The 22,129-nt window shown below is 42.7% G+C and carries 20 protein-coding genes and 1 pseudogene; 8 read left to right on the top strand and 13 right to left on the bottom strand.

The genetic code is table 11. The features are described from left to right. Positions 1-146 precede the first annotated feature (146 nt). From FS373_RS29280 to FS373_RS29270, 3 genes are all read right to left on the bottom strand, one after another. Positions 147-593 carry a hypothetical protein gene (locus FS373_RS29280; RefSeq protein WP_144046141.1) on the bottom strand — a complete coding sequence of 149 codons (447 nt, stop codon included), beginning with the start codon at positions 591-593 and terminating at the stop codon, positions 147-149. A 302-nt stretch (positions 594-895) separates the two neighbouring features. Next, positions 896-1,252 (bottom strand): glutathione S-transferase N-terminal domain-containing protein, encoded by a 357-nt coding sequence (locus tag FS373_RS29275; RefSeq protein WP_144046142.1) that lies wholly within the window; start codon positions 1,250-1,252, stop codon positions 896-898. Positions 1,253-1,321: 69 nt separating this feature from the next. Further along, positions 1,322-4,360 carry a DUF748 domain-containing protein gene (locus FS373_RS29270; RefSeq protein WP_144046143.1) on the bottom strand — a complete coding sequence of 1,013 codons (3,039 nt, stop codon included), beginning with the start codon at positions 4,358-4,360 and terminating at the stop codon, positions 1,322-1,324. Between the two features lie 142 nt (positions 4,361-4,502). Here FS373_RS29270 and FS373_RS29265 point away from each other — a divergent pair, with 142 nt between their 5' ends. Beyond that, the gene (locus FS373_RS29265) at positions 4,503-5,525 is read left to right on the top strand and encodes a 2Fe-2S iron-sulfur cluster-binding protein (RefSeq protein ID WP_152831253.1); all 1,023 of its coding nucleotides are present in this window, start codon (positions 4,503-4,505) and stop codon (positions 5,523-5,525) included. A gap of 12 nt (positions 5,526-5,537) precedes the next feature. Here FS373_RS29265 and FS373_RS29260 read toward each other — a convergent pair whose 3' ends face one another. Then, positions 5,538-5,924, bottom strand: a complete 387-nt coding sequence (locus FS373_RS29260; RefSeq protein ID WP_144046145.1) for a VOC family protein — start codon at positions 5,922-5,924, stop codon at positions 5,538-5,540. 213 nt (positions 5,925-6,137) lie between these two features. Between FS373_RS29260 and FS373_RS29255 the strand changes: the two genes are divergently transcribed. The 5 genes from FS373_RS29255 (at position 6,138) to FS373_RS29235 (ending at position 9,411) form a co-directional block, all read left to right on the top strand. Further along, positions 6,138-6,548 carry a GNAT family N-acetyltransferase gene (locus FS373_RS29255; RefSeq protein ID WP_144046146.1) on the top strand — a complete coding sequence of 137 codons (411 nt, stop codon included), beginning with the start codon at positions 6,138-6,140 and terminating at the stop codon, positions 6,546-6,548. A gap of 472 nt (positions 6,549-7,020) precedes the next feature. Beyond that, the gene (locus FS373_RS29250; protein WP_144046147.1) at positions 7,021-7,728 is read left to right on the top strand and encodes a DUF445 domain-containing protein; all 708 of its coding nucleotides are present in this window, start codon (positions 7,021-7,023) and stop codon (positions 7,726-7,728) included. A 119-nt stretch (positions 7,729-7,847) separates the two neighbouring features. Then, on the top strand, positions 7,848-8,198 hold the full coding sequence (locus FS373_RS29245; protein WP_144046148.1) for a VOC family protein: 351 nt from the start codon (positions 7,848-7,850) through the stop codon (positions 8,196-8,198). Between the two features lie 45 nt (positions 8,199-8,243). Continuing rightward, positions 8,244-8,594 (top strand): 5-carboxymethyl-2-hydroxymuconate Delta-isomerase, encoded by a 351-nt coding sequence (locus FS373_RS29240; protein ID WP_144046149.1) that lies wholly within the window; start codon positions 8,244-8,246, stop codon positions 8,592-8,594. A gap of 73 nt (positions 8,595-8,667) precedes the next feature. Beyond that, complete coding sequence (locus tag FS373_RS29235) at positions 8,668-9,411, top strand: substrate-binding periplasmic protein (protein WP_144046150.1); 744 nt, start codon at positions 8,668-8,670, stop codon at positions 9,409-9,411. Between the two features lie 163 nt (positions 9,412-9,574). Here FS373_RS29235 and asnB read toward each other — a convergent pair whose 3' ends face one another. The 4 genes from asnB to FS373_RS29215 form a co-directional block, all read right to left on the bottom strand. Further along, complete coding sequence (gene asnB / locus FS373_RS29230; RefSeq protein ID WP_144046151.1) at positions 9,575-11,251, bottom strand: asparagine synthase B; 1,677 nt, start codon at positions 11,249-11,251, stop codon at positions 9,575-9,577. A gap of 727 nt (positions 11,252-11,978) precedes the next feature. Beyond that, positions 11,979-13,673, bottom strand: coding sequence for a M28 family metallopeptidase (locus FS373_RS29225; RefSeq protein WP_144046152.1), 1,695 nt, complete (start codon positions 13,671-13,673; stop codon positions 11,979-11,981). Positions 13,674-13,811: 138 nt separating this feature from the next. Next, a complete protein-coding gene (locus FS373_RS29220; protein ID WP_144046153.1) occupies positions 13,812-14,558 on the bottom strand; it encodes an HAD-IIA family hydrolase in 747 nt (248 codons plus the stop codon). Between the two features lie 266 nt (positions 14,559-14,824). After that, positions 14,825-15,445, bottom strand: a complete 621-nt coding sequence (locus FS373_RS29215; RefSeq protein WP_144046154.1) for a hypothetical protein — start codon at positions 15,443-15,445, stop codon at positions 14,825-14,827. 76 nt (positions 15,446-15,521) lie between these two features. On the opposite strand from FS373_RS29215, the gene FS373_RS29210 reads away from it, so the two are divergent. After that, positions 15,522-15,707: a hypothetical protein gene (locus FS373_RS29210; RefSeq protein ID WP_144046155.1), complete on the top strand. Its 186-nt coding sequence runs from the start codon at positions 15,522-15,524 to the stop codon at positions 15,705-15,707. A 209-nt stretch (positions 15,708-15,916) separates the two neighbouring features. On the opposite strand, the gene FS373_RS29205 is transcribed toward FS373_RS29210, so the two are convergent. Next, on the bottom strand, positions 15,917-16,612 hold the full coding sequence (locus FS373_RS29205; RefSeq protein ID WP_144046156.1) for a DJ-1/PfpI family protein: 696 nt from the start codon (positions 16,610-16,612) through the stop codon (positions 15,917-15,919). Between the two features lie 614 nt (positions 16,613-17,226). On the opposite strand from FS373_RS29205, the pseudogene FS373_RS29200 reads away from it, so the two are divergent. Next, positions 17,227-17,546 (top strand): annotated as a pseudogene (locus FS373_RS29200) (hypothetical protein); the annotation flags it as partial. A gap of 246 nt (positions 17,547-17,792) precedes the next feature. Here the strand turns inward: FS373_RS29200 and FS373_RS29190 are convergent. The 4 genes from FS373_RS29190 to FS373_RS29175 all read right to left on the bottom strand — a co-directional run bounded on the left by FS373_RS29190 (position 17,793) and on the right by FS373_RS29175 (position 21,868). Continuing rightward, positions 17,793-18,482 carry an outer membrane beta-barrel protein gene (locus FS373_RS29190; RefSeq protein WP_144046158.1) on the bottom strand — a complete coding sequence of 230 codons (690 nt, stop codon included), beginning with the start codon at positions 18,480-18,482 and terminating at the stop codon, positions 17,793-17,795. Between the two features lie 651 nt (positions 18,483-19,133). Continuing rightward, positions 19,134-19,580, bottom strand: coding sequence for a hypothetical protein (locus FS373_RS29185; RefSeq protein WP_144046159.1), 447 nt, complete (start codon positions 19,578-19,580; stop codon positions 19,134-19,136). 56 nt (positions 19,581-19,636) lie between these two features. Beyond that, the gene (locus FS373_RS29180) at positions 19,637-20,914 is read right to left on the bottom strand and encodes a serine hydrolase domain-containing protein (protein WP_144046160.1); all 1,278 of its coding nucleotides are present in this window, start codon (positions 20,912-20,914) and stop codon (positions 19,637-19,639) included. Between the two features lie 414 nt (positions 20,915-21,328). Beyond that, positions 21,329-21,868, bottom strand: coding sequence for a phosphatase PAP2 family protein (locus FS373_RS29175; protein WP_152831251.1), 540 nt, complete (start codon positions 21,866-21,868; stop codon positions 21,329-21,331). Positions 21,869-22,129 lie beyond the last annotated feature (261 nt).

The following is a 22,129-nucleotide window of genomic DNA, read 5'->3' as shown; positions in this document are numbered from 1 at the left end:
CTACATCACCAATCCAGTCACAGCATCAATACTTATGTTATTTGTTTAGAAAAGACGGGTTTCTCGTCAATTCATAGTGCTTGACCCCATTTCACTTTATGCCGCTAAAGCTTGAAGTCTTACAGCTTAAACGAGGTGACTTGTAGCTAAGAGGAAAATTTGTCTCTATCTGCTTGGGTCGCACCTTCGTTACACTCGCCGCGAATTTCGCCGCGATCGGCTTCGATAAGCCGACTTAATTCCATATAGCCCTCACGACAATAGCCTGTCATGTCTAATGTCTTAGATAAGCCGAGTTCTATCTGTTGGGTCCAATCAGTCAGATCGACTTCGTAGGGACGAGAGCGAGATCGTTTACTCCATTTGGCTTGCTCCACTCTTTGTTGATGGGGCATTTGGTCGATAGAGTCACTTGAGGAGGCGAGCTTGGCTTTATAAGTAAATAACTTGGTACCGTTACTTCGTATATCTGTTTTTAATCTATCTTTGACTTTGCCTTCAAAGTCACTGGGGTCAGTTTTTTTTCCTGCGCATCCGGCGATAACACTCAAGATAAACAAGGTGGACAAGGTTTTTATTAGGCATTTTCGCATCAGATTTATGTGTTCTTATTAGTATGATTTCTCGGCGGCAATATTTGATTTCTTAATCCATAAACAAGGTAGAAATTTAAGCCGCGGAGCAAGCTGTTAAGGCAGAATAGCGTAATTATGCCGAGGGCGCAGCATGATATACACTTTTTTACGTTAGCGACTCGTGACCTTAAGCGATGGATAATATCTAAGACTGGTGAGTTAAATGCTGAGAAAGCTTGATAGGTATGTGGGGGAGAAAAATTAAGGCAGTAACTCAATCTGAAATGATGTTACTGCCTAAGAGATAGTGAAGCCGTAGGTTATGCGAAACGGGTATCTAGATAATTGATAATATCCGAAGACTCATACATCCAACGTGTTTCACCATTTTCTTCGATTCGTAAACAGGGCACCTTAGCCTTACCACCTTGATCGACGAGAGTTTGCTGATGGTCATTTTGCTTAGCATCAATTGTGGCAATATTCAGGCCCTGGCGACGCACGGCGCGGCGAACTTTCACGCAAAATGGACAAGCCTTGTATTGATACAGGGTCAGCAACTCAGTTTCATTATCAATTTTTGCTTGCTCATCCGAAGGACGCTTACGTTTCTTGGGAGTGAAGATAAAATTAAGAGTAAGTATGATACGGCCTAAAAGCCAACGAACAACAAACATGAGCTACCTCTGATAAAGTCTGAAAACGGCAAGAGTGTAACTCATGTCTGCTCAATATTGAATCTTTGTTTAATCGGCACCTAATGTAAGCAGGGCTTCCTGTGCCCCGTGGTTAATATCGATTCGGCTGTCCAGGAGGAAAATTCGCGACGGCGGTATTTTATTGATCTCGACCAGATGTGTTTTTACCGCGCTTGCTCTAGAACTGGCCAAGGTCCCTAACATGTCATCATCGACAACTTGTTTGTTTAAACTGAAGTTATATAAGGCGATGTGCCATAGCGTCTGCAGCTTCTCTTGGTCAAGTTCAGCCTCTTTTGTGTGTTCCTTTTCAATACTGAGTTTTAGTTCACTCGCGCTCAAGCCTGTCTCATTTTTATACAGGCTTATCAGTGCATCTGATAGTGACCCTTCTGTTGGGAAGTTACTGGCCGAGAGGTCACTTGGCAGAGACTCTATCTCTGTTTGGCTTAAATTCGCCAGTTTTTGGCGTAAAATTTGCTCCTTGAGGATCCGGGCATCAGTAACTGCATCGATGGCTCCTTCTATGCTCAGGGTTAATTTAGGTCGGTCGAGTAGGGCTTTGGCCAGTATGGCAAGCTTCTCTTGCTCATCGGCTGAGATCTGCGTCTGACCCGGTTCAAACGCTATCTTATCTAGCTGTTCATCATCACCAAAGAGGCCCGCCAGTAAGCTGAAAGGAGCGGTGACGGCTTTAGTGATCACATTGGTAAATGCCGTCATGATGATGCTGCCAAAGCTGAAACTCGGCGAGTCTAGATCGCCAGAGACATCTAAGCCTAGATCTATGACTCCGTGTCTATCCTGCAGTAGAGCGATGGCTAAGGTGACTGGCAGGGTGGTTGCCAGGCTGCTGTCGCTGGGCTTGCCCAGTTTGAGTTGGTCCACCACCAGGTGATTACTGCCTTTGAGCTTATTGTTCTCCAGTTGATAGTTCAGTGATAGAGACATTTGCCCCTTATCAATATAGTAACCGGCATAGGTGCCGGAATAGGGGTTAACCGATGTCAGCTCAACATTGCTGAAATTGAGTGCAAGATCCAGATAGGGCATCTCCAGTAGAGGGTTAAGATCTCCCTTGAGTGTGACCGGGGCATACTTATCTATCTTGCCTTTGATGTCCACCGAGGCGGGACGCTTAGCGGTGGATGATAACTTGTCTATGCTGCCCTCTAATTGCTCAATACTGGCGGCGAAGTTAGGTGTTAAAGAGTTATCGGCGAAGAAGGTAGAGCCTTGATTGAAACGTATCTGGCCTATGTTTATTTCGAGAGGCGCTTGAGACTCTGACGCTGGTTTATTTGGTATATTAGCTGATTGTTCAGAAGAAGATTTTACCAGCAGGGCTTGGATATTGGTGCTCTTGTCTTCGGCAATGATGATGCGCCCGTAAGGTTTGGTGAAATCGACGCTCTCTATGGATAATTTATTTTTTCCTTGATCTAGAATGAGTCGATTTACTGACATAGATTGCCACTTGACTAAGGTTTTTTTGTGCAGATTATCTTTCACCAATAACTCGTCGACCTTAATATCGCCGGAGAAATAGATCGCTTTATCTGATCCAGCTGTGAGGCTGCCCTTGGTATTAAGTTCCCCCTGCTTTAAGTCGATATTAATGTATGGCTGCAGGTAGGCTTGGATCTGACTAAGATCAAATTTAGACAAGGCGATGTCGGCTTTCAATGTCTCTTGCTTGGCATCCACCGAGCCAGATGATTGCAATGTGCCTCTGTTGTTTATGGCCAAGTCTAAGCGGAATTCTATAGGAGATTCGAGATTTGAGCGTATCTCGCCTGTGCTCAGATTGAACGGGAATATTCGCCAAGGGGTATTGTCTGTGAGTCGATTATCTACCAAGTTTAGATCGTAGTCTTTAACCGCTACACTGGTAATGATCGCAGACCAGTCTAAGGCGGCCTGTTTGTCCTCAGAGTCTTGGCCTGTTTTTTCTTGTACGTAAGATTGTGACGACTTAGGGGAGCGCTTCTCGCCTGAGTTAACAGGCATAAATAGGGGAAGAATATCCAGCCCCTCTGTTGTCAGGCTAGCGTTAAGAGATAATTTCTCTGTCTCCACACTGGCAATTTTGACCTGCTTATCGGCTAAGTTGAGACTGATGCCATTTAAGCTCAATAGAGGAAGTGACAGCAATGGGCTTTGATCATCGACGAAAGAGATATTCTCCAAAGAGAATTGGCCATCTTGGGTGAGCAGTTGAAGGGCCAGATCTGCTTGAGCTAGGACTTCGAAATGGGTGTTAAAACTAAACTGACCGCTATCTAGCCTAGCTTGGACATCATCGGCAATGAATGACCAAAATTGTGGCAATTGAATTGCCGTGAGTTGCAGTTCACCTATGATGTTTAACGGAGATAGCTGCAGCTTACCTTGAGTGGCAATTTCTCCCCCATCTTTGCCTACAAAGCGTATTGAAAATTGGTTACTGCCGTTTCCATTACTATCAAAACTTTTTAGGGTGTCGAACGCTTTCAAATGAAGAGTCATGGCGGGATAGTGGAGGCGGCTATCGGTGACCTTATCAGTGTAGAGCAGCTCAGCATCTAGGATGGACAGATCTTTAACCTTGATATGAGGGAGGCCGCTCGGTGTTTCTGGTTGATCGATGTCCGTCTCATTGACTCCACTATTCGCAAGTTCTTGGATGATGTCTGAAAAATTAAAAGTGAATGAATCAGGCTTGTTGAGGCGCTCCAGTAAGGCATAAGGTTTGTCCAGAGTCACATGATCCACACTGAGGGCTGCGTTGATAATAGAACGCCAGAAATCCAGCTGGAAGGTCAGTTTACCGAAGCCGATGAAGTTACTCTTATCTTTCTCTTGAACACTAAAACCAGTCAGCGATACCTTGAGAGTTAATGGGTTGATGGAGACATCTTCAAGCATAACCGGGCGCTTGAGCACGGCCGATAATTCTTGGGGCAATTGTTTATGAGCAACATAGGGGACCAAGAGTCCGAGTACAGCGGTGAAAATAAGGTAAATAGTCAACAAAATAGCCAGGTATCGTTGATACTTAGGGAGATGGCGAAATTTGACTGCCAATTGGGTGAATGGTTTTGACATTTGAGGCCTATTGACTTAGTTGCACGAAGAATATTCCAGTTAATAGGTATTTTAGCTAACTTGATGGCTGTGTTATATAAATGTTTTAAACTATTGCTCTCTAATTGAGCCCTGTAAGCCAAAATGGATATAGAGTGAACGGATGACAAGATTTTATTTCGATGGTCAAGGTTTCGATGCCCAATCTGATGAGACAGTTTTAGACACCTTGATCAGAGAAGGACATCAAGTTAATTACTCATGTAAGAAGGGGTCATGTAAAACGTGTCTGGTGAAGCATGTGGATGGTAAACTTTCCACAGGTTCACAGCGAGGATTAACCTTAACCTTGAAACGGGATCATTATCTCTGTGCGTGTCAATGTAAGCCCACATCAGGATTAAAACTCAAATCTGTTTTGGCGCAAGACCTGTTTATCTCGGCTCAAATTCACTCGAAGCAATATTTATCAGACTCTGTGGTAAAACTTAAGTTGAAGTTATCTGAGACGATCAATCATTGTGCCGGTCAATACATCAATTTACGCCGATTCGATGGGTTAACCCGGAGTTATGCGATTACCAATGATCCCTTTGGGGAGTTTATCGAGCTTCATGTTAAAAGGAAATATAATGGCCAGTTCAGCGATTGGTTATTTAATCATGCCAGTGTTGGAGAAGGACTGTTGCTACAGGGACCTTGGGGACACTGCTGTTATTCTAAGGCTTATATTGAAGATGACATCAGCTTGATTGCCTGTGGTACTGGCCTAGGGCCTGTATATGGAATTGCACTCGATGCACTTAAGAGTGGCCATAGAGGAAAGATAAACTTGTATCATGGTGCCAGAAATCATGCCGACCTATATCAGCATTCAAGCCTGTTACAACTCATGTTAGAGCATAGAAACTTTACTTATCACGGATGTGTCTCCACATTACAGAAAAATGACGCTCAGCCCATGAGCCGGGTACAGCAAGGTGACCCTTTTGACATCGCTATGATGCACTTTCCTGTGAAGACACTGTCTGGTAACAAGAGTCGACATCGAGTGTATCTCTGTGGAGAACCTGACTTCGTTATGAGAGGCCAGGCGTCGGTATTTCTAAATGGTGTGCCTCTGAATAGGATCCATGTGCTTTCATTTGATTATAAAGACCTGAGAAGTATGTCCAGAAGTTTATGAAATTTGATTCTATTACTTGTCGACTTTTTGATAAGTGATTGCGGCTATGATGGCTCCAGCAGGATCTTGTATCCAGCAAAAACGACCGATATTGGGAATATCTTCGGGTCCGTATAGTAAGTCTCCTCCTAAGGTTTTCGCTTTGATGGCAACCTCGTCCACATCCGTTACTGTGATGTATCCCGTCCAGTGGCTCGGCAGATTGGGGCTGGGATTCGGGGCTATCCCACCTATACTGGTCCCCTGATTCTCTATAATGTAGTAAGGGCCTTGTGGCATGTCCATTTTTTTAAATGTCCAACCGAAAATCTCCCCGTAGAAGCCCATTGAATCTTTGCAATTGTTTGATGTCAACTCATGCCAACTCAAGGTACCCGTAGTCTTAAATGGTGAGCCCATTGGAATGTCCTTTGTTAAATATTTTCTTATTAAAGATTAAGTTCCAAGTGTAGTTCAGCTTGTGGTTTTTAAATATTCTAAGTTATAAAAAATTCATCGATCATATTTATATTTATGTGTTAAGGTTATGTAACTGAAAGGGAAGTTGATGACAAGTTATCCATGTCATTATTCGGTAAGTCATATAAATAGACATTATTTCAAGGAATGAAAATGCACATTAGAATCGCCACTGATGAAGATCTACAGTCATTGACACCGTTATTTGATGAGTACAGGAAAAGCTTAGGTCAGGACTCTCGATTAGCTGCCTGTAAAGAGTTTATCGAATACCGATTACAAGAAAATGATTCCGTGATATTTATTGCCTTTTTGGTGGATGTTCCCGTCGGATTTATTCAACTCTACCCCTCATTTTCATCATTATTACTTAAATCACTCTGGTATTTTGACGATCTGTTTGTAGCTGAGCCCTATAGAAAAAGAGGTATAGGCACAGAACTGGTTAAAAAAGCTAAGGAGCTTGCCGATGAGACTCAAGTGTTGGCGGTTCGCCGGGAGAAGATAGAAGGCGATGGATTTTTGCCTATAGATACTCTGGCTCTATTTGAGTCTAAGCTATAGAGTCCTTACTTCTTTCTACTCTGTAGGTTCGGTATTTGTGATATTCAAGTATAAAGTCATTAAATTTGTTGAGTCAGCACGTCCGCTATTCACTCTGCTATCTGTTGCCCTGTCGGAAATAATGTGCCTCCATAATTACTGAAAACTCAGCTGGCTATGATATTATGCCAATCTCACTAAATAGGTGCTCAGTTCAGAGCCATTCAGGCTTTTCAATTCAAGGCGCATTGATGAGGAAATGGTTGTTCCCTTTTAAGTTAATGCAACGCAGAAGTGGAATGCCTGAGAGGCTCACATAGTGCGGGTTTCAAAGCACTTTATACTGCGTTAGATGCTTTCGATATAGAATAACTATTAGCTTCAAGCATCCGCCTTGCCTACAGCGCTTTGAACTCCCGCTGAAAGATCACATTATTAGTGGGATTGGTATCATAAGGAGTTTTGTAGCTGTTTTAATTTTTGGAGCAACAGATTGAATAAGAGTGTGATCACAAACCTAATCGCGGCCCTCTTGCTGGCATTAGGCTATTATTTTTCATCGGCTATCGTCTTGAGCATAGGATTATTTGCGCTGTCCGGTGCACTGACAAACTGGCTGGCCATCCATATGTTATTTGAAAAAGTCCCAGGCTTGTATGGCTCTGGCGTTATTCCATCTCGTTTCGAGGAGTTCAAAGCCGGCATCTCACATCTGATGATGAAGCAGTTTTTTACCGATGAGAATATCGATCGCTTCCTGTCGGATCAAGGTGGCAGCCAATCTCCTATTAATCTACAACCGGTTATCGAGCAAGTTGATATGACACCGGCATTTGATGCCCTGGTGACCACAGTTGAGCAGTCATCTTTTGGTGGAATGCTGGCCATGGTTGGCGGTACAGACGCAATCACCCCGCTAAAAGAGCCATTTATCGAGAAGATGAAGGCCTCTTTGGTCGAGATTTCTCAGAGTGAAGAGTTTTATACCTTACTTAAGAATGAGCTCGAGCAGCCCGATGTGTTGGCCGACATGAAGACCAAGATCAATGAGATCGTCAGTCAGAGGTTAAACGAGTTGACCCCTGAGTTGGTGAAGGACATCATTCAAGAGATGATCAGAGAACACTTAGGTTGGCTCGTGGTGTGGGGCGGCGTTTTTGGTGGTGTTATCGGTTTGATAGCAGCCCTTGTGCAGGCGTAATTATCAAGATTTAATTTTAAGATAATGGGAGCTAATAGGCTCCCATTATCTTGCCTGTAGACAATCATTAAGGGAATTTGCTAACTTAGCAATCTCTGTACTTAGATCAGGACATTACCATGAATGCGCATCATGCGATTAACTACATAGAGATGCCCGTGGCCGATATTTCTGCCACTAAGCAGTTTTTTGAACAGGTATTTGACTGGGAGTTTGTCGATTATGGTCCTGAATATACCTGTTTCACTAACGCTGGTATCGCCGGTGGTTTCTATTTGTCTGAACAGATTTTCGATCTGGCTAAGGGAACACCATTAGTGGTGTTGTACTCTTCTCAGCTTGAGGCTTCTATGGCAAGAGTCGAAGGTGCTGGTGGAGAGGTGTCTAAAGCCATATTCTCATTCCCTGGCGGAAGACGTTTTCATTTTAAAGACCCAAGCGGTAACGAATTTGCCATCTGGTCAGAATAATCGCGCTTTCAAACGTTATTTCCCCATTTTTGCAGAGAAGTATTTATGCCCCATTGCGTGATCGAATATTCGGCGCCCCTCGCCGAGCAGATAGATATATCTAAGCTAGTCAAAGCAACCCACCAAGGCGCTGTAGACTCAGGCCTGTTTGAAACTTCGGCAATCAAGACCCGAGCCCACAGATGCGATGACTTTTTGATTGGCGATGACCCTAAAAACAGCTTCATTCATATTCGTCTGTCTATCATGCCGGGTCGCAGCCATGAGCAGAAAACGGTGCTTCTGGAGCAGGTTTATAGCAAGGTCTCAACACTCACTGCGGGCGTAAATAGTGTGACGATGGAAGTTCTCGATATCGATCGTCAAAACTATTTCAAGGCATTGGCACTAACTTAGGTGACAGAGATCGTTGTACTCCCTGAATCGGGCTTATACTAGTACTGTGAATCGCTAACTGGAAGTAAGCTAAATGCGACGTTGGCTGTGTTTTATTCTTATGTTCGGCTTACCTGTCTGGGCTGCGCCTTCTATGCGAGCCTGCATCGATCATTATCCTCCGTTTCAGATTATATCTGATGATGGGATCACGGGAGAAAGTCTGGTGGCTTTGAACTTGTTGGCTAAACTTATCGGACATGAGTTGGTGATCAAGACCAGCCCCAATTTTGCCAGATGCCTTCGCATGCTTGAAGTTGGTCAGGTGGATGTGGTCGCTGGTTTGATTTTGAAGCCGAAAAGGCAAGCTTATGCCAGCTTTCTTCCTTATCGGGAAGACAGCCATTATCTGTTTATTAGCCGTGATCCCGATATTGATATTGAGCATTACGAGCAGTTAGCTGACTACACAATCGCTGTGTCCCGCCATACTCATTATTTTGACCGATTCGATCAAGATCCCGATCTACGTAAGATGGTAGTTAACGATCTCAAGACTGCGATTGTAATGCTGGCAAAACGGCGCTTCGATCTCTTGATTGTACCTGAGATGACTTTACCGAGTATCAGGCGTGACTTTGCTCAGTTTAATAGTCTGTTTAAGGTGCACCCCTATAGATTTAAGCCGCAGCGCATTATCTATTTCGGTTTTAGCCGTAAGCATCAGCTGGCTATTGAGCCTGATATGCTTTCGACTACAGTCGAGGCAGCTTATGAAGACGGGTTATTTATCAAAAAAATTGAAGAGTTTACCAGCGAACATCTGGAGTGGTATTAGGTATTTTTCGAGTGATTTGTGATAGATTCTCAAAGATATTGAAGAGGTTATCAGCGCATATTCAGAGTAGTATTAAGGATTCGGCCTGCATAAAAAAATGCCGTGAATTGCAGTTCACGGCATGGTAAAAATCAAATGACTCACTCAGCGAATCGTCAGCGGATCAATAGGCACTGGTGTGAACCGATTGTACTGCTCGGCCCGATGGGTCAATGACATCCTGGAGGCTCTTATCCCAAGCAAGTGCTTCCGGAGTCGAGCAAGCCACCGATTTGCCGCCAGGAACGGTTTTTGCGGCAGTATCCAGTGGAAATTGCTCTTCAAAGAAACAGCGGTAGTAGTAGCCTTCTTTGGTATCAGGCGTGTTATAAGGGAACCTAAACTTGGCATTGGCCAGCTGAAGGTCATCAACTTTCTCGGCTGCTAGCTCCTTTAAACCATCGATCCATGAGTAGCCTACGCCATCACTGAACTGTTCCTTCTGACGCCATGTCACTTCTTTGGGTAATTTGTGCTCGAACGCCTGACGTAGAATATGCTTCTCGATACGACCATCTTTAGACATCTTGGCTTCTGGGTTGATGCGCATCGCCACATCCATAAATTCTTTATCGAGGAAGGGTACGCGTGCCTCGAGTCCCCATGCTGCCATCGACTTGTTGGCACGAAGACAATCGAACATGAACAGCTTGTCCAGTTTACGCACTAACTCTTCATGGAAGGCCTGTGCATTAGGGGCCTTATGGAAGTATAAGTAGCCACCGAATAGTTCATCTGCACCTTCACCCGATAGCACCATCTTAATACCCATGGCTTTAATTTTTCTCGCCATAAGGTACATAGGGGTAGCGGCACGAATGGTGGTGACATCATAGGTTTCCAGATGATAAATCACATCTTTAATCGCATCGATACCGTCCTGGAAGGTAAAGATGATCTCATGGTGGATTGTGCCTATGGCGTCGGCGACTTTTTTCGCCGCAATCAAATCAGGGGCACCTTCAAGACCAACGGCAAAAGAGTGAAGCTGTGGCCACCATGCATTGCTCTGGCCATCATCTTCGATACGGCGTTTAGCATAAGTTTGTGTGATAGCCGAGATAACCGATGAATCCAGTCCACCCGATAGCAGTACACCATAAGGTACATCAGACATAAGCTGACGTTTAACCGCGGCTTCCAGTGCATCTCTAATCTCATCTATACTGGCTGGGTTATCTTGCACGGCCGCAAAATCACGCCATTCACGTTGATAATATTGAACATAACCGTCGTCAGTGGTGCTCGCCTTATTACATAAATAGTGGCCCGGCTTAAATACATCGACGGTCTTACACACAGGCATCAAGGCTTTCATTTCTGAGGCTATGTAGAAGTTCCCTTCAGCGTCTAGGCCTGTGTATAGAGGAATAATCCCCATGTGATCTCGGCCAATCAGATACAGGTCTTTAGTCTTATCGTAGAGCACGAAGGCAAATATTCCGTTCAACTTATCGAGGAAGTCGACACCATACTCTTGATAGAGGGATAGGATCACTTCACAGTCCGAGTGAGTCTGGTAAGCGTATTTATCGCCTAGCTTGGCCTTAAGCTCTTTGTGGTTATAGATCTCACCGTTGACCGCAAGAATAATGTTTCCATCGCTACTAAGCAGAGGTTGGGCACCGTTATCGATATCGACGATGGCAAGACGTTCATGAGCGAGTACGGCTTTGTCGCAGCTGTAGATCCCTGACCAATCCGGTCCACGGTGACGCATCAACTTCGACATTTCCAGCGCGACCTGTCGCAGCTGTGTTGCGTCTGACTTAATATCTAAAATGGCAAAAATTGAACACATATTCTAGCTCCTACAAATCGCTGTAAATCTCAATGGGTATTACTGTGCCAGTAATTAACGCTTTTGCCAAACTCTAAATTGATAAAACATGAGATAAATTGCGTTTTTTAGGGTTGTTAACTCACTAATTCAGTCAATAAAATAAGATTTATTTAGTGAATGTTAGTTTTTGTTGTGGATAATTCGTTTTCACTATGTGATGGGTGGCTGAAATTGATTTTTTATCAGTGGAAATTGCTTAATATCATTTTACTCTGTATCTGAGTTAACTGTTGTTTTTTCCCTCGTTAAAACAGGCATAGAGGCATCTAATACAATGGCTCCCTGAAAGCGGGAGCCATTCTTAAATCATCATGAAATAGAGAAGCTAAGTGACCCATGAACTTGGTGGCTAGTCTCTGGCGTTAAGGTATTATACCATTCCATATAAGTATCTGGTCAGTTCAGAGACTCTCAGTTTTTTCAATTCAAGGCACATTGATGAGGAAATGATTATTCCCTTTTAAGTCAATGTAACACAGAAGTGTAAACACTGAGAGCCTCACGCAGTGCGGGTTTCAAAGCCATTTATGCTACGTTGAATGTTTTCGATATACGACTGCATGGATGCAGGAGGTAGAGCAACGCAGGAGCTTGTTGCCGAGAATAACTATTAGCTTCAAACATTCGCCTTGCCTACAGTGCTTTGAACTCCCGCTGAATGATCAGATACTTACTCGGAATGGTATTATTCACTCAAGGCCTTAGTGTTTGCTCCTCGAAGAGAGTGAAACTCAGTTCCGGCAAAGTATCCAGGCCAATCTTGGCTGTTGGCTAAGGTTTCTGCTGCACTGTAATAGATGGCCAGATCTTGTAAGGCGCCGCTAAGATCCCAATCTTCCCGGTATTCATCGCAGGTGTTGTGGTAACAGCCCTTCATTTTTTCCTTCATCATGACCTTGTACTGGGCCGTAGCCTCATCGATGGGTTCATTGCCACCGCCGGCAAATACTGCCGGAATGCCGAGCTTAGCGAAACTGAAATGGTCTGAGCGGAAGAATCCGCCAGATTCTGGTCGACTCTCGCCCTTTGCCACACGGTTTTGTGTTTTCAATGCGTCTACAAGGTAATTTTCTAATTCAGATTTTCCTTTGCCGACGATCGTGTAATCCAAGGTGCGGCCGTATATGTTGGTACTGTCTAAGTTGAATACGGCTACGGATTTATCGATGGGATAAATTGGGTTGGCAGCATAGAAACGCGAGCCAAGTAGGCCTTGCTCCTCACCTGTGGTGGCGATGAAAGTGACCGAGCGAGAAAGAGGTTGGCCTAGCTTGGCTTGATTGGCAAACTGACGCGCTATTTCGAGTATACCTGCGGTGCCCGAGGCGTTATCGAGGGCACCGTTGTAAATTTGATCGCCGTCTTTACTCTCATCTTTGCCGATATGATCCCAGTGGGCGCTAAATAACACTTGTTCATCGGGTCGATCTTTTCCCGGAAGGGTGGCGACAACATTAAAACTGTTGGCATAGCTGGCCGTATTGGAAAATTGAATATTAGCCGTCTGTTTCAGAGGAATATTCATTGGGCCACTGGCCGCTCTATTCATAAGATCTGATAAGGTTAAACCTGATTTTTCAAAGACCTTGGTTGCCACATCCAGGGTGATCCAGCCTTCAACTTCTATATGCTTATCTTGTTCAGCTTTGTCGACCACCAGGTCTTGCTGAGGGCCTGTCCAGCTGTTCTCAACCACGGACCAGGGATAAGAGGCCGGGGCGGTATCGTGAACAATGATGGCACCTAGAGCTCCCTGTTTACTTGCTTCACTGAACTTATAGTCCCAGCGGCCATAGTAGGTCATCGCCTTACCGTTAAACTTACCAGAGTCGGGTAAAGCAAATCCGGGGTCATTGACTAAAATAACCGCAACCTTGCCATGCATATCTATGTCTTGGTAGTCGTTCCAGTCGTATTCAGGCGCATTGATGCCATAGCCGACGAAGACCAGAGGCGCGTTAGCAATATCGACGCCGCCATTGTCGTGACGGCTACCCAAAACGATATCTTTTCTGTGTTCCAGTGCCAAAGCACCGAAGCTGATAGTTTGCTGCTCTGAGGCCGTATAGGTCACCATCGGCACGGCTTGCAGGTAATCGCCATGATTAGCACCAACCAATCCCATCTCCTTAAAGGCCTGGGTTAGGAAGTTTAAGGTGAGTGTTTCACCTTTGGTGGTTGGAGCGCGGCCTTCAAACTCATCGGAAGAAAGAGTTTTGATATCTTGTCTGAAGCGAGCTTCATCGAAACTCACGGGGGTGTTTGCCAAGCTGTTGGCGGCTGTTTTAACTTCAGGTGTTACAGTGGTTGGAGTGTTAGCTGGCTGTTGGCTGCAGGCACTAAGCAGTGCTAGCGCACATACCGGAGGCAGTAATCGCATTGATTGTCCTATTTATAGTTATTGTTATAGACGAAATTTGTGTGACACATCATGAATGAACAAAGCCCACTTTGACAAGTGGGCTTTGTTTTTAATTCAGGGAAATGTGTTTCGTAATATTTACCGCATAAGAAAGCCTTAAACGATATCTATGTCTCCAGCGCAGGCGAACACATGGTTAGGACGGAAAGGCTCCTTATCGACATCGCTGAGCTGACTCACGCCGCTGGTGACCAGAATCGTTTCCAGACCAGCCTGAAAGCCTGCAAGTATATCGGTCTTCATGTTATCGCCGATGATCACTGTATTGTCCGAGTGGCCATCAATATGGTTAAGCGCCGAGCGAATGATCCATGAACTAGGTTTGCCAACATAGAAAGGCATGCGGCCACTGATACGTTCGATTGGGGCACACAAGGCACCACAAGCGGGACTATGCGCTGGACCATGGGTATCAGGGTTGGTGGCGATAAAGCGTGCGCCCTCGACGACGAAGCGAGCCGCCTTATGGATCATTTCCCAGTTATAAGAACGGGTTTCGCCAACGATAACAAAGTCCGGGTTGATATCTGTTATGGTAAAGCCTGCCTTGTAGAGCTCGTGGGTGAGGGCACCTTCGCCGATCACATAAGCCTTGCTGCCTGTTTGGTGCTTGAGGAAATCTGCCGTCGCCATGGCCGATGTATAAAAACACTCTTCAGGAACATTTATCCCCGCCGCGCCGAGTCTGTTTTGTAAATCTTTGCCGGTTTGAACAGGATAGTTAGTCAAAATAACCAAAGGGTTACCTTGTTCCAGCACCCGGTGAATGAATTTGTCGCTGCCGGGGATTAACTCGTTGTTGTGAAGCAGAACACCGTCGATGTCGCAAATAATATTTTTCATTTATCAATCTCGGTATACAAAGGAATTTTAGCTAACGTCATTTAATCCATATAAAGCCAAATTCACTGTGATTACAATGATTTTTACTCAATTTGGTTAGGAGAATTGCAATGGCTAGTGGTATTGGCTAGAGGATTAACGCTGTTTACAGCAGGTTGTAAGCCCTTCTAGCGAGTCTGCTGATAACGAAAAGTGTATTGCAAAATGAGGTCAAGAGTGGGTCTATTTAGCGAGTTAATGTAGGGACTCATTTTGAGCCCCTTTTTTTACTTACCTGAGTATTCAATCCATTCAGGGATGTTCCTTGGATCACTAAATGTTTTAAAGAACTTAGGCGCTGACTGTGGTGCTCTTGTACCTATGTTCGTTTCACACCAGAGCGATAATTTGTAATGAGACCCATAACCATCCATAAATGCATCAAATGCTTTATCTGCATTTTTCCAAAACTGATGGTCTAATCGACCTTTTTCAGCCAAAAATGGATAACTTGGTTTAGGCTCTAAGTGGCCTTGAACAGCACCAGAAAGCATGTTCAAATACTTCGCTAATGGTTCATAACCGATTTCAGATATCGTTAAACTGGATACTTTCTGGATATTACCACCACATAACAATGCAGCTCTTTGGGTCAAAAAGTCAATTTTCAAATCTTGTGCTAATTCAAAAGCCAACCATGCTAATCTCTCATCAAATGCTTCATAGAAATCAGATTGTTGCTCTTTAGACATTTTATTATAAGCAATAATGTTTGGGTGTTTCTTTATTACATGAGATTGGAGATCTGGATACTCATCTAGAGCAGACGGATTCTGAGCGAGTAGGTCCAAAAGTTTTTCTTGATTTATCAGAAGCTTACCGAGTTGAATCTGTGCTTCATTATTCATAGCAACACCCATTAGTAATGACTAGTAATTACCCGATTATGATAATTGCTTCACTAACAAATTGACAGAAGAAAGTATGAGCAGAGTTAACAGAAATGACACAACTGATTTTGATGTTGTAGTGCCAAAGTTCAATGCAAGCATTTATGTGAACCACCAAATGACCTATGACATCAAGCGTGAGTATAAAACCACCGATGTTGTATTGAAAGATCTCCAGTTGCATGAGGTTAAATTAATCTTGAGCGAATTAATACAGTAAGAAAATTAAAATCTAAAACCCAGAACGCGTAAATAGTAATTATTTTGCACGTATAAAAAGGTGATCGTCTATAAGTGACAAGTCAGTAAAGTAAAACCCGTCAGTAGTTTCAACCACTGGCTATGGTGGGATCGGTAATGCTGATGGGCTTGGTTTATCAGTACCAATAAGCTAATAAACAAACAACTATACTTGCTACTGCTGTTATTTTATTCTTTAACTGAGTATGGGTCGTTTAATCGGTCAGAGTTCCAACTATATTCAGCTAAACGTTCTATTCGGTTAGCTTCATCTAACCCTCGTAATTGGCTAATAAAGTATAAGGCGGCATCAGTTCCAGCAGATACACCTGATGACGTTAAGAATTTCCCATCATCTACCCATCGAGATTTTGAATGCCATTTAACTTTATTTGAAATGCTAGTTACCCACCTATAAGCCATTTTATTGGTGGTAGCATTCAAGCCGTCCAAGATGCCAGCTTTAGCTAGCAATACTGAGCCTGTGCATATCGAGAAGACCTTGGTTGATACCTCTGTTTGGCTTTTAAGCCAATCCAATAGGATAACGTTATCAATTTCTTTACGAGTGCCTAGACCACCAGGAATTATCAGTAGGTCGCATTCAGTAATAACTAAAGGAAGATTCGTTAAAACTCTCGGTCCTTGATAAGAAGGAACAATATCAGTAGCGCCAATTAACTTTATTTCAACGTCTTTCATATGACCGAGCATTTCAATTGGTCCATGCAAATCCAATGTCTCATAATCATCGAAGACTAGAGCTAGTATTTTGAACTTACTCTCCGAGAAAGGTTTAACTTCATTAGCGATAAAGTTAGTAGCGAAAGCTTTAGTTGAAATTACTGTGGCTATTGCTGCTGTTAAAAATGTTCTTCGTTTCATAACACTCAACCAAAAATGGCTCTAAAAACTGTTAGAACCGTAGTTTAAAAACTAGAAATAATAAGAAAATGCGACTTCGAATAAATTGTCATTATCGACTAAATAAATATGATTACCAATGTGAGTAATATTGGCATTAGTTTCGAGTTTAAGCATGCGAAATTTTCATCCACCGTTATCGGTGACTTCCCATGAGCCAAATAAATTATCTTGATAACCTTTGACATCAAACTCAATATCATTTGCGCCATAAATTCCCCTTTCGGAATAAGTGATTAAGTTAAGTTTTTAACTTAGACCTATTCTATAAAACGGGTCGTAGGCGTAAACAAGTGTTTTCAATGAAAGTGAGATTATTTAAGGCTTTACCATTGGGTTTAACTTGATTTTATTTTATGTATATAGAATAGCAACCGCTCTTTAACTAGGCATTTGATTCGATTGTTGTGAATGCTAGAAAGGGAGCCATCAGGCTCCCTTTCTTAAATTTATTAATGATTTAACTTAGAAGTATGCACGAACACCGATGTCTGGCACGCCTAGAGAAAAATGTACAAAAGCGGATCCGTCTTTTAGCCTTGGCCCACTTCTGTGGAGGACATAATCGCTCTGAGATAACCAATATACTTAAGGTGAGCCGTACCAGTGTAAATAAGTGGGTGAGTGACTTCCTGGAGCAAGGCTTGGTTGGGCTTGAGCACAAAACACCGCCAGGCCGATCTCCCGCCTTGAGCGCTGCTCAATCTAGGCAACTTTCAACATTTATTGAGGAACTTAGTCTCTCCGAAACAGGCGGGAGGTTATCTGGTCATGACATTAATGAATATTTTTTTAAGCATTTTGGCATAGTAAGGATCTAGATGATGATTTTGATAATCTGACGATGATCAAACTCCCTCCCTATTCACCAGAACTCAATCCGATTGAACAAGTTTGCGAAGTGTAGCGACATCATTGGATTTTAGGCTGCTTTGAATCAAGTCAGGACAGATAAGTTTACCAAGACTATCAAACTCGGTGAGACGATGAATAAAGGTACGCACCAAAGTTTCAGAGAGCTCCATAAAAAAACCAGTGCAAACAATAGTCTGTACTGGATTTTGAAGCCTTTTAAAGATCGGTCAATCGATCATATTTTTCTTAACTGATCGGCATTATTCTGCAGGGAGTAATTAGATTCTTAGAATCTGTAACCGACGGTGAACATTACAGTGCTGAAATCTTTGTTAGCAACTTCACTATTAGCAAACTTCTTGCTGTCTTGAACACCATTGAAAGTGCCTTGAGCAGAGTTCTTCATGTCTCTGGTACCGTTCTGCCAAGTGTAATGAAGGTTGAAGTTTAGGCCGTTGTTCATGTAGTAACCTACACCAACCATAGGGGCGTATTCGTAGTTACTTTCGCTCGTGAAGTTAACGCTATTTATGTCTCTGCCAATGCCGCCATCGGTATCAATTACCATAGAAGAGCTCATGCCAGCCTTTTGCTTGAACTTTGAAAGCTCTACACCAGCTTTAACTGCAAGATGACCTGAACCCATATCAAACTGATAACCAACGTATAGAGCGTGAGCATTGAATTTATCGTTGCTATATACACTTGCTGAATAATCTTTATCAGCAAATGGGACTGGATTTAGCTCATCTTCGCTATGACTAATGCTAAAATCATTGCTGTTACCAGTGTAGGTATAACCGAAAAGGAAGTCGCCGTAACCAGCTTCTAGACCGATAGCAGAATTAACGCCGCCCGCTTTGCTATGTGATGCACCAATCATAGGATTGATGGTGAACTCGCTTGCGTTAGCTGTAGCGATTGAAGATATAGCAACGATTGAAGTTAAGGCACATGCCAATAATACTTTTTTCATAATGTTCTCTTGTGTCTCTCTGAGTGTAAAATTGCTTGTTAATATCGCTAATCGGGCAGCGAGAACGCCATAATATTGGGTATATCTTTACTAGACACCACTAAGATTACTGGTAAGTCAGGGGTGATAAATTGAATGTGATGATATAGATAGGAGGGTTGCCGTCCTTGGCAGTCAGAGAGCCTTGTCATGCGAGAACATGTTTACAAGAGTCGATAATACTTTATACAGGCACTTATAATTAAGCCACACATGCGCCCTTAGTGATGCAAGTAAAAATGCCATCCGCTATAGATTAATGCCACTCGGATAAGCATTATTGCTTATATTTAAGTGGATAGCGGCTAGGTATATAGAGCACTGAACGTGGATACGTTTGGTGCTTTCTTTTATCTGGAAGGATAAAGTGTTTTATATCGGCTCGCATTTGCTTCGGTTTCCTTTGCTATCGCTGTCATTTTTAAGCGAATGAGATTGTAAGTCATAGGACTCACTTTCTTCAACAGACTCATAAACTAACTAGCTCTTGCGCAAACATAAAAAATCCCCACCAGAATACTGGTAGGGATTATTAATCATCTGCAAGATTGTTCAAGTGTTCTTAAACGATCTACATTGATCGCTAGATTGGCCTTTATTCTGTTCAGATGCTTAGTTGGTGTTGTTTTCGCCGACAATAACTACCTTTCCAGTACTCTCATCAAGATAAGCGCCAATTGGTTGTAAGGTTTGTTCATCATGTTGGATCGTGAATTCATAGCAAGTTCGAGACTCCCAAACTCCAGAGCGGTTTTTACCTTCTCCAGCGTATGAGTTTTTAATTTTAAGTATCTCATCAGCAACCAAACGTAATGGTTGTTCATCGGTGTCACTAAACAAACCTGATGTTTGATAACACACAAGCATCTTTTCAGTATTGCTGGATTGTGCTGGCGGTACTAGGTATTGATTGCCGTCTTTAGCGTTATAGATAGCATCACCTACGGCGAGCAAGTTATAGTCCATCATTAGTCCACCTGCTTTAGCCATATTAATGATCGTGCATCCGCTTACTGATACTAATGAAGCTACTAATGAAGCTACGATTACTTTTCTCATAATGTCCTGTCTTTTGTATAAAAATTAAAGGACTCGAAAGAGTCCCTTTTGATTACTTACTTAGCGTTAACTGCATCTAATAAGATCGGTATGGTACTTAAGAATGTCAAAGCAACTGTTCGTTTAGCTTGCATTTCATCTTGTGCGCCGTTGAAGTGTAAAACTGTTCCAGTAGATGGCTCTCCAATTGTTAGTTGACCGTGAATGCCTACAAAAGCTAAGAATTTATGACCTTTAATATCAAAAGTTCTGATTTGGTCTTTATACCAACGGTTAGGAGCAAGTTTAGATTCAGAGCCTTTAGACCATGCTGAACGGACGTCTTTGTTGCCAGCTAGTAAACTTTCAACAAACGCTTTAGGTACGATTTGATCGCCATTGCGGTTTTTGCCATCATTAACTAATACATCCATCATTAAAGCTACATCTCTTGGTGTAGCATTCAAACCACCAGAACCAACAGCTTCACCATTTGAGTTTGATTGGATTTTTGCATTACTTGAAAAACCTACTTTCTTCCAAAGTCGATTTTCCATTGCTTCTGCTAATGGCTTGCCAGTAACTTTAGCAATGATCATACCGAGCATTTCAGTGTTAGTGCATTGGTAGTCATACATTTCGCCAGTATCGAAGTCAGTACGCTTGCCAACTAGTTCGCCGAAATCTAAAATTGATTTAAGTTCTGGATACTTATTTTGACCATTCCACTCTTGAACATTGGTCATACGGTCATCCCACATCTTGCCTTTAGCAAAGACTATTTTGATACCTGAACGCATATCAGCAACTTCTTGGACAGTTGCTTTAGAGAAAGAAGGGGATGATGTTAACTCTGGTAAATAGTCAGTGATTGAGTTTTCCATTTTCACTTTACCTTCAGCAACTAGAGTTTGTAGCGTCATAGAAGTAAATGATTTGGTGATTGACATCATAAGGTGCGTAGAATATTTGCTCATCCCATTCCAGTAATACTCATCGACTAGTTTCCCGTCTTTAAGAATAACTAAAGCTTCTTGGTTTAAACGATCACGGATGAGGATATCCATTGCTATTGGACCATCAATATCATGGCCGTAGATGCGACTAAGATCTAGACCTGAGGCTTTGCCCATGTCGTGTATGAATGCGCCATTTTCCATTTCTACATAGCTTGTGAAGCGATAAGCATTTTGCATGGTAAGTTTAGCATTTTTACCTGAATCCCAATTTTCTTGAGTAACACCATATTGGCCTGCGAGGTCGATAAACTCTTGGTCTGGAGTGTGCAGCGTTGTAGCTTGCGCAACAAAAGAAGTTACGAGTAAAACTGATAAAGCGATAATTAACTTTTTCATAAACCCTCTATTTTTAATGGCTTGCATAGATTGGGTGAGTTGAAACCTAGCCAGGATCAGTTTGTACGTTTAATTCACGCATTTCACATCTGGCCGTTTGTGATATTGATGCGTATCAATGAGATCATTGTTTCATTTCGTTCATAACTAGACATCAAAAGTGGGATTAGTATTAGGTAGATATAAGAAAGGCCATCATCAGATGGCCTTGTATGCGTCGGGAAGACTTTTAGTTGATAAGCTTTGGGGGGACTGAAGTTCTTTCATCGGAATTTACCACTCTGTAATGTCTTCCATTTCATCTGCTCTCGAATTTGTATCCCATTCGAAAACACTGTGAGTGAATGCATCTCCAGTTAGAGATTAGGTGTTGACTAGTACAACGATTAGTTTTGTCATTGTGTTTTCATTTGATTAAAACCTATAACTCACGATAACGCCGTGGGCGTCTTTACCCATCATGGCTGGTGCAATGATTAGATCAGGATTTTCATATACTGAAGTAACGAAATAGCTCACCGTGTATGCAATTGCTGCTCCCATGAGGACATCAGTTTCCCAGTGCTTGCTAGCATCAACTCTAGATGCACCTACGGCTGTAGCAGCTATATAAGCAGGTAACCCATACTTTAGACCGTATCTATGGTGTAAAAATGCTGCTCCACTGAAAGCACTCGAAGTATGACCACTCGGGAAACTGTTGAAATCACTACAGTTAGGACGTTGTACTTTTATAGTGTGTTTCAGGGTATGGGTGATACCTTGTGTGTAAGCCCATCCCTTACTTAGTTGCCACATTCCATCCGTGTCATCTTTTGACCAAGCAATAAACAGTGCCGTTAATGGGATAGCTATTTGACCAATATCGCCATAAGTCTCGAACGATTCACTATGGGCATTTGCGTTAGTTGCGACCAATAGTAGTAACGCTATGATTAAACTTTTAGATAACATCACTTTGTCCATTAGTAAAAGGCGAGTAGGTTATAAACTGTTCTGTTTTTGTTGTGAGAATAAATGTATGTATTTTCATGTGGTAATGTCGTGTTCTTTGCTCTGTGTTGGGGATTGTATTGAAGAAAGGATTACTAGGCTTTAAGGGGGGGCGGGGTGATTGCTAGTGACAAAAGGCTCTCCTATAAATAGCAAAGCCTTTTCAATTTATAATTTTCATGGCTTTTAACGATCGTAGTTCAGACGCTCCCATGCTTTATG

The sequence above is a fragment of the Shewanella sp. YLB-07 genome (assembly GCF_009377275.1).
The sequence above is the reverse complement of the archived record's forward strand: the minus strand, read 5'-3'. Positions and strand labels throughout refer to the sequence as shown.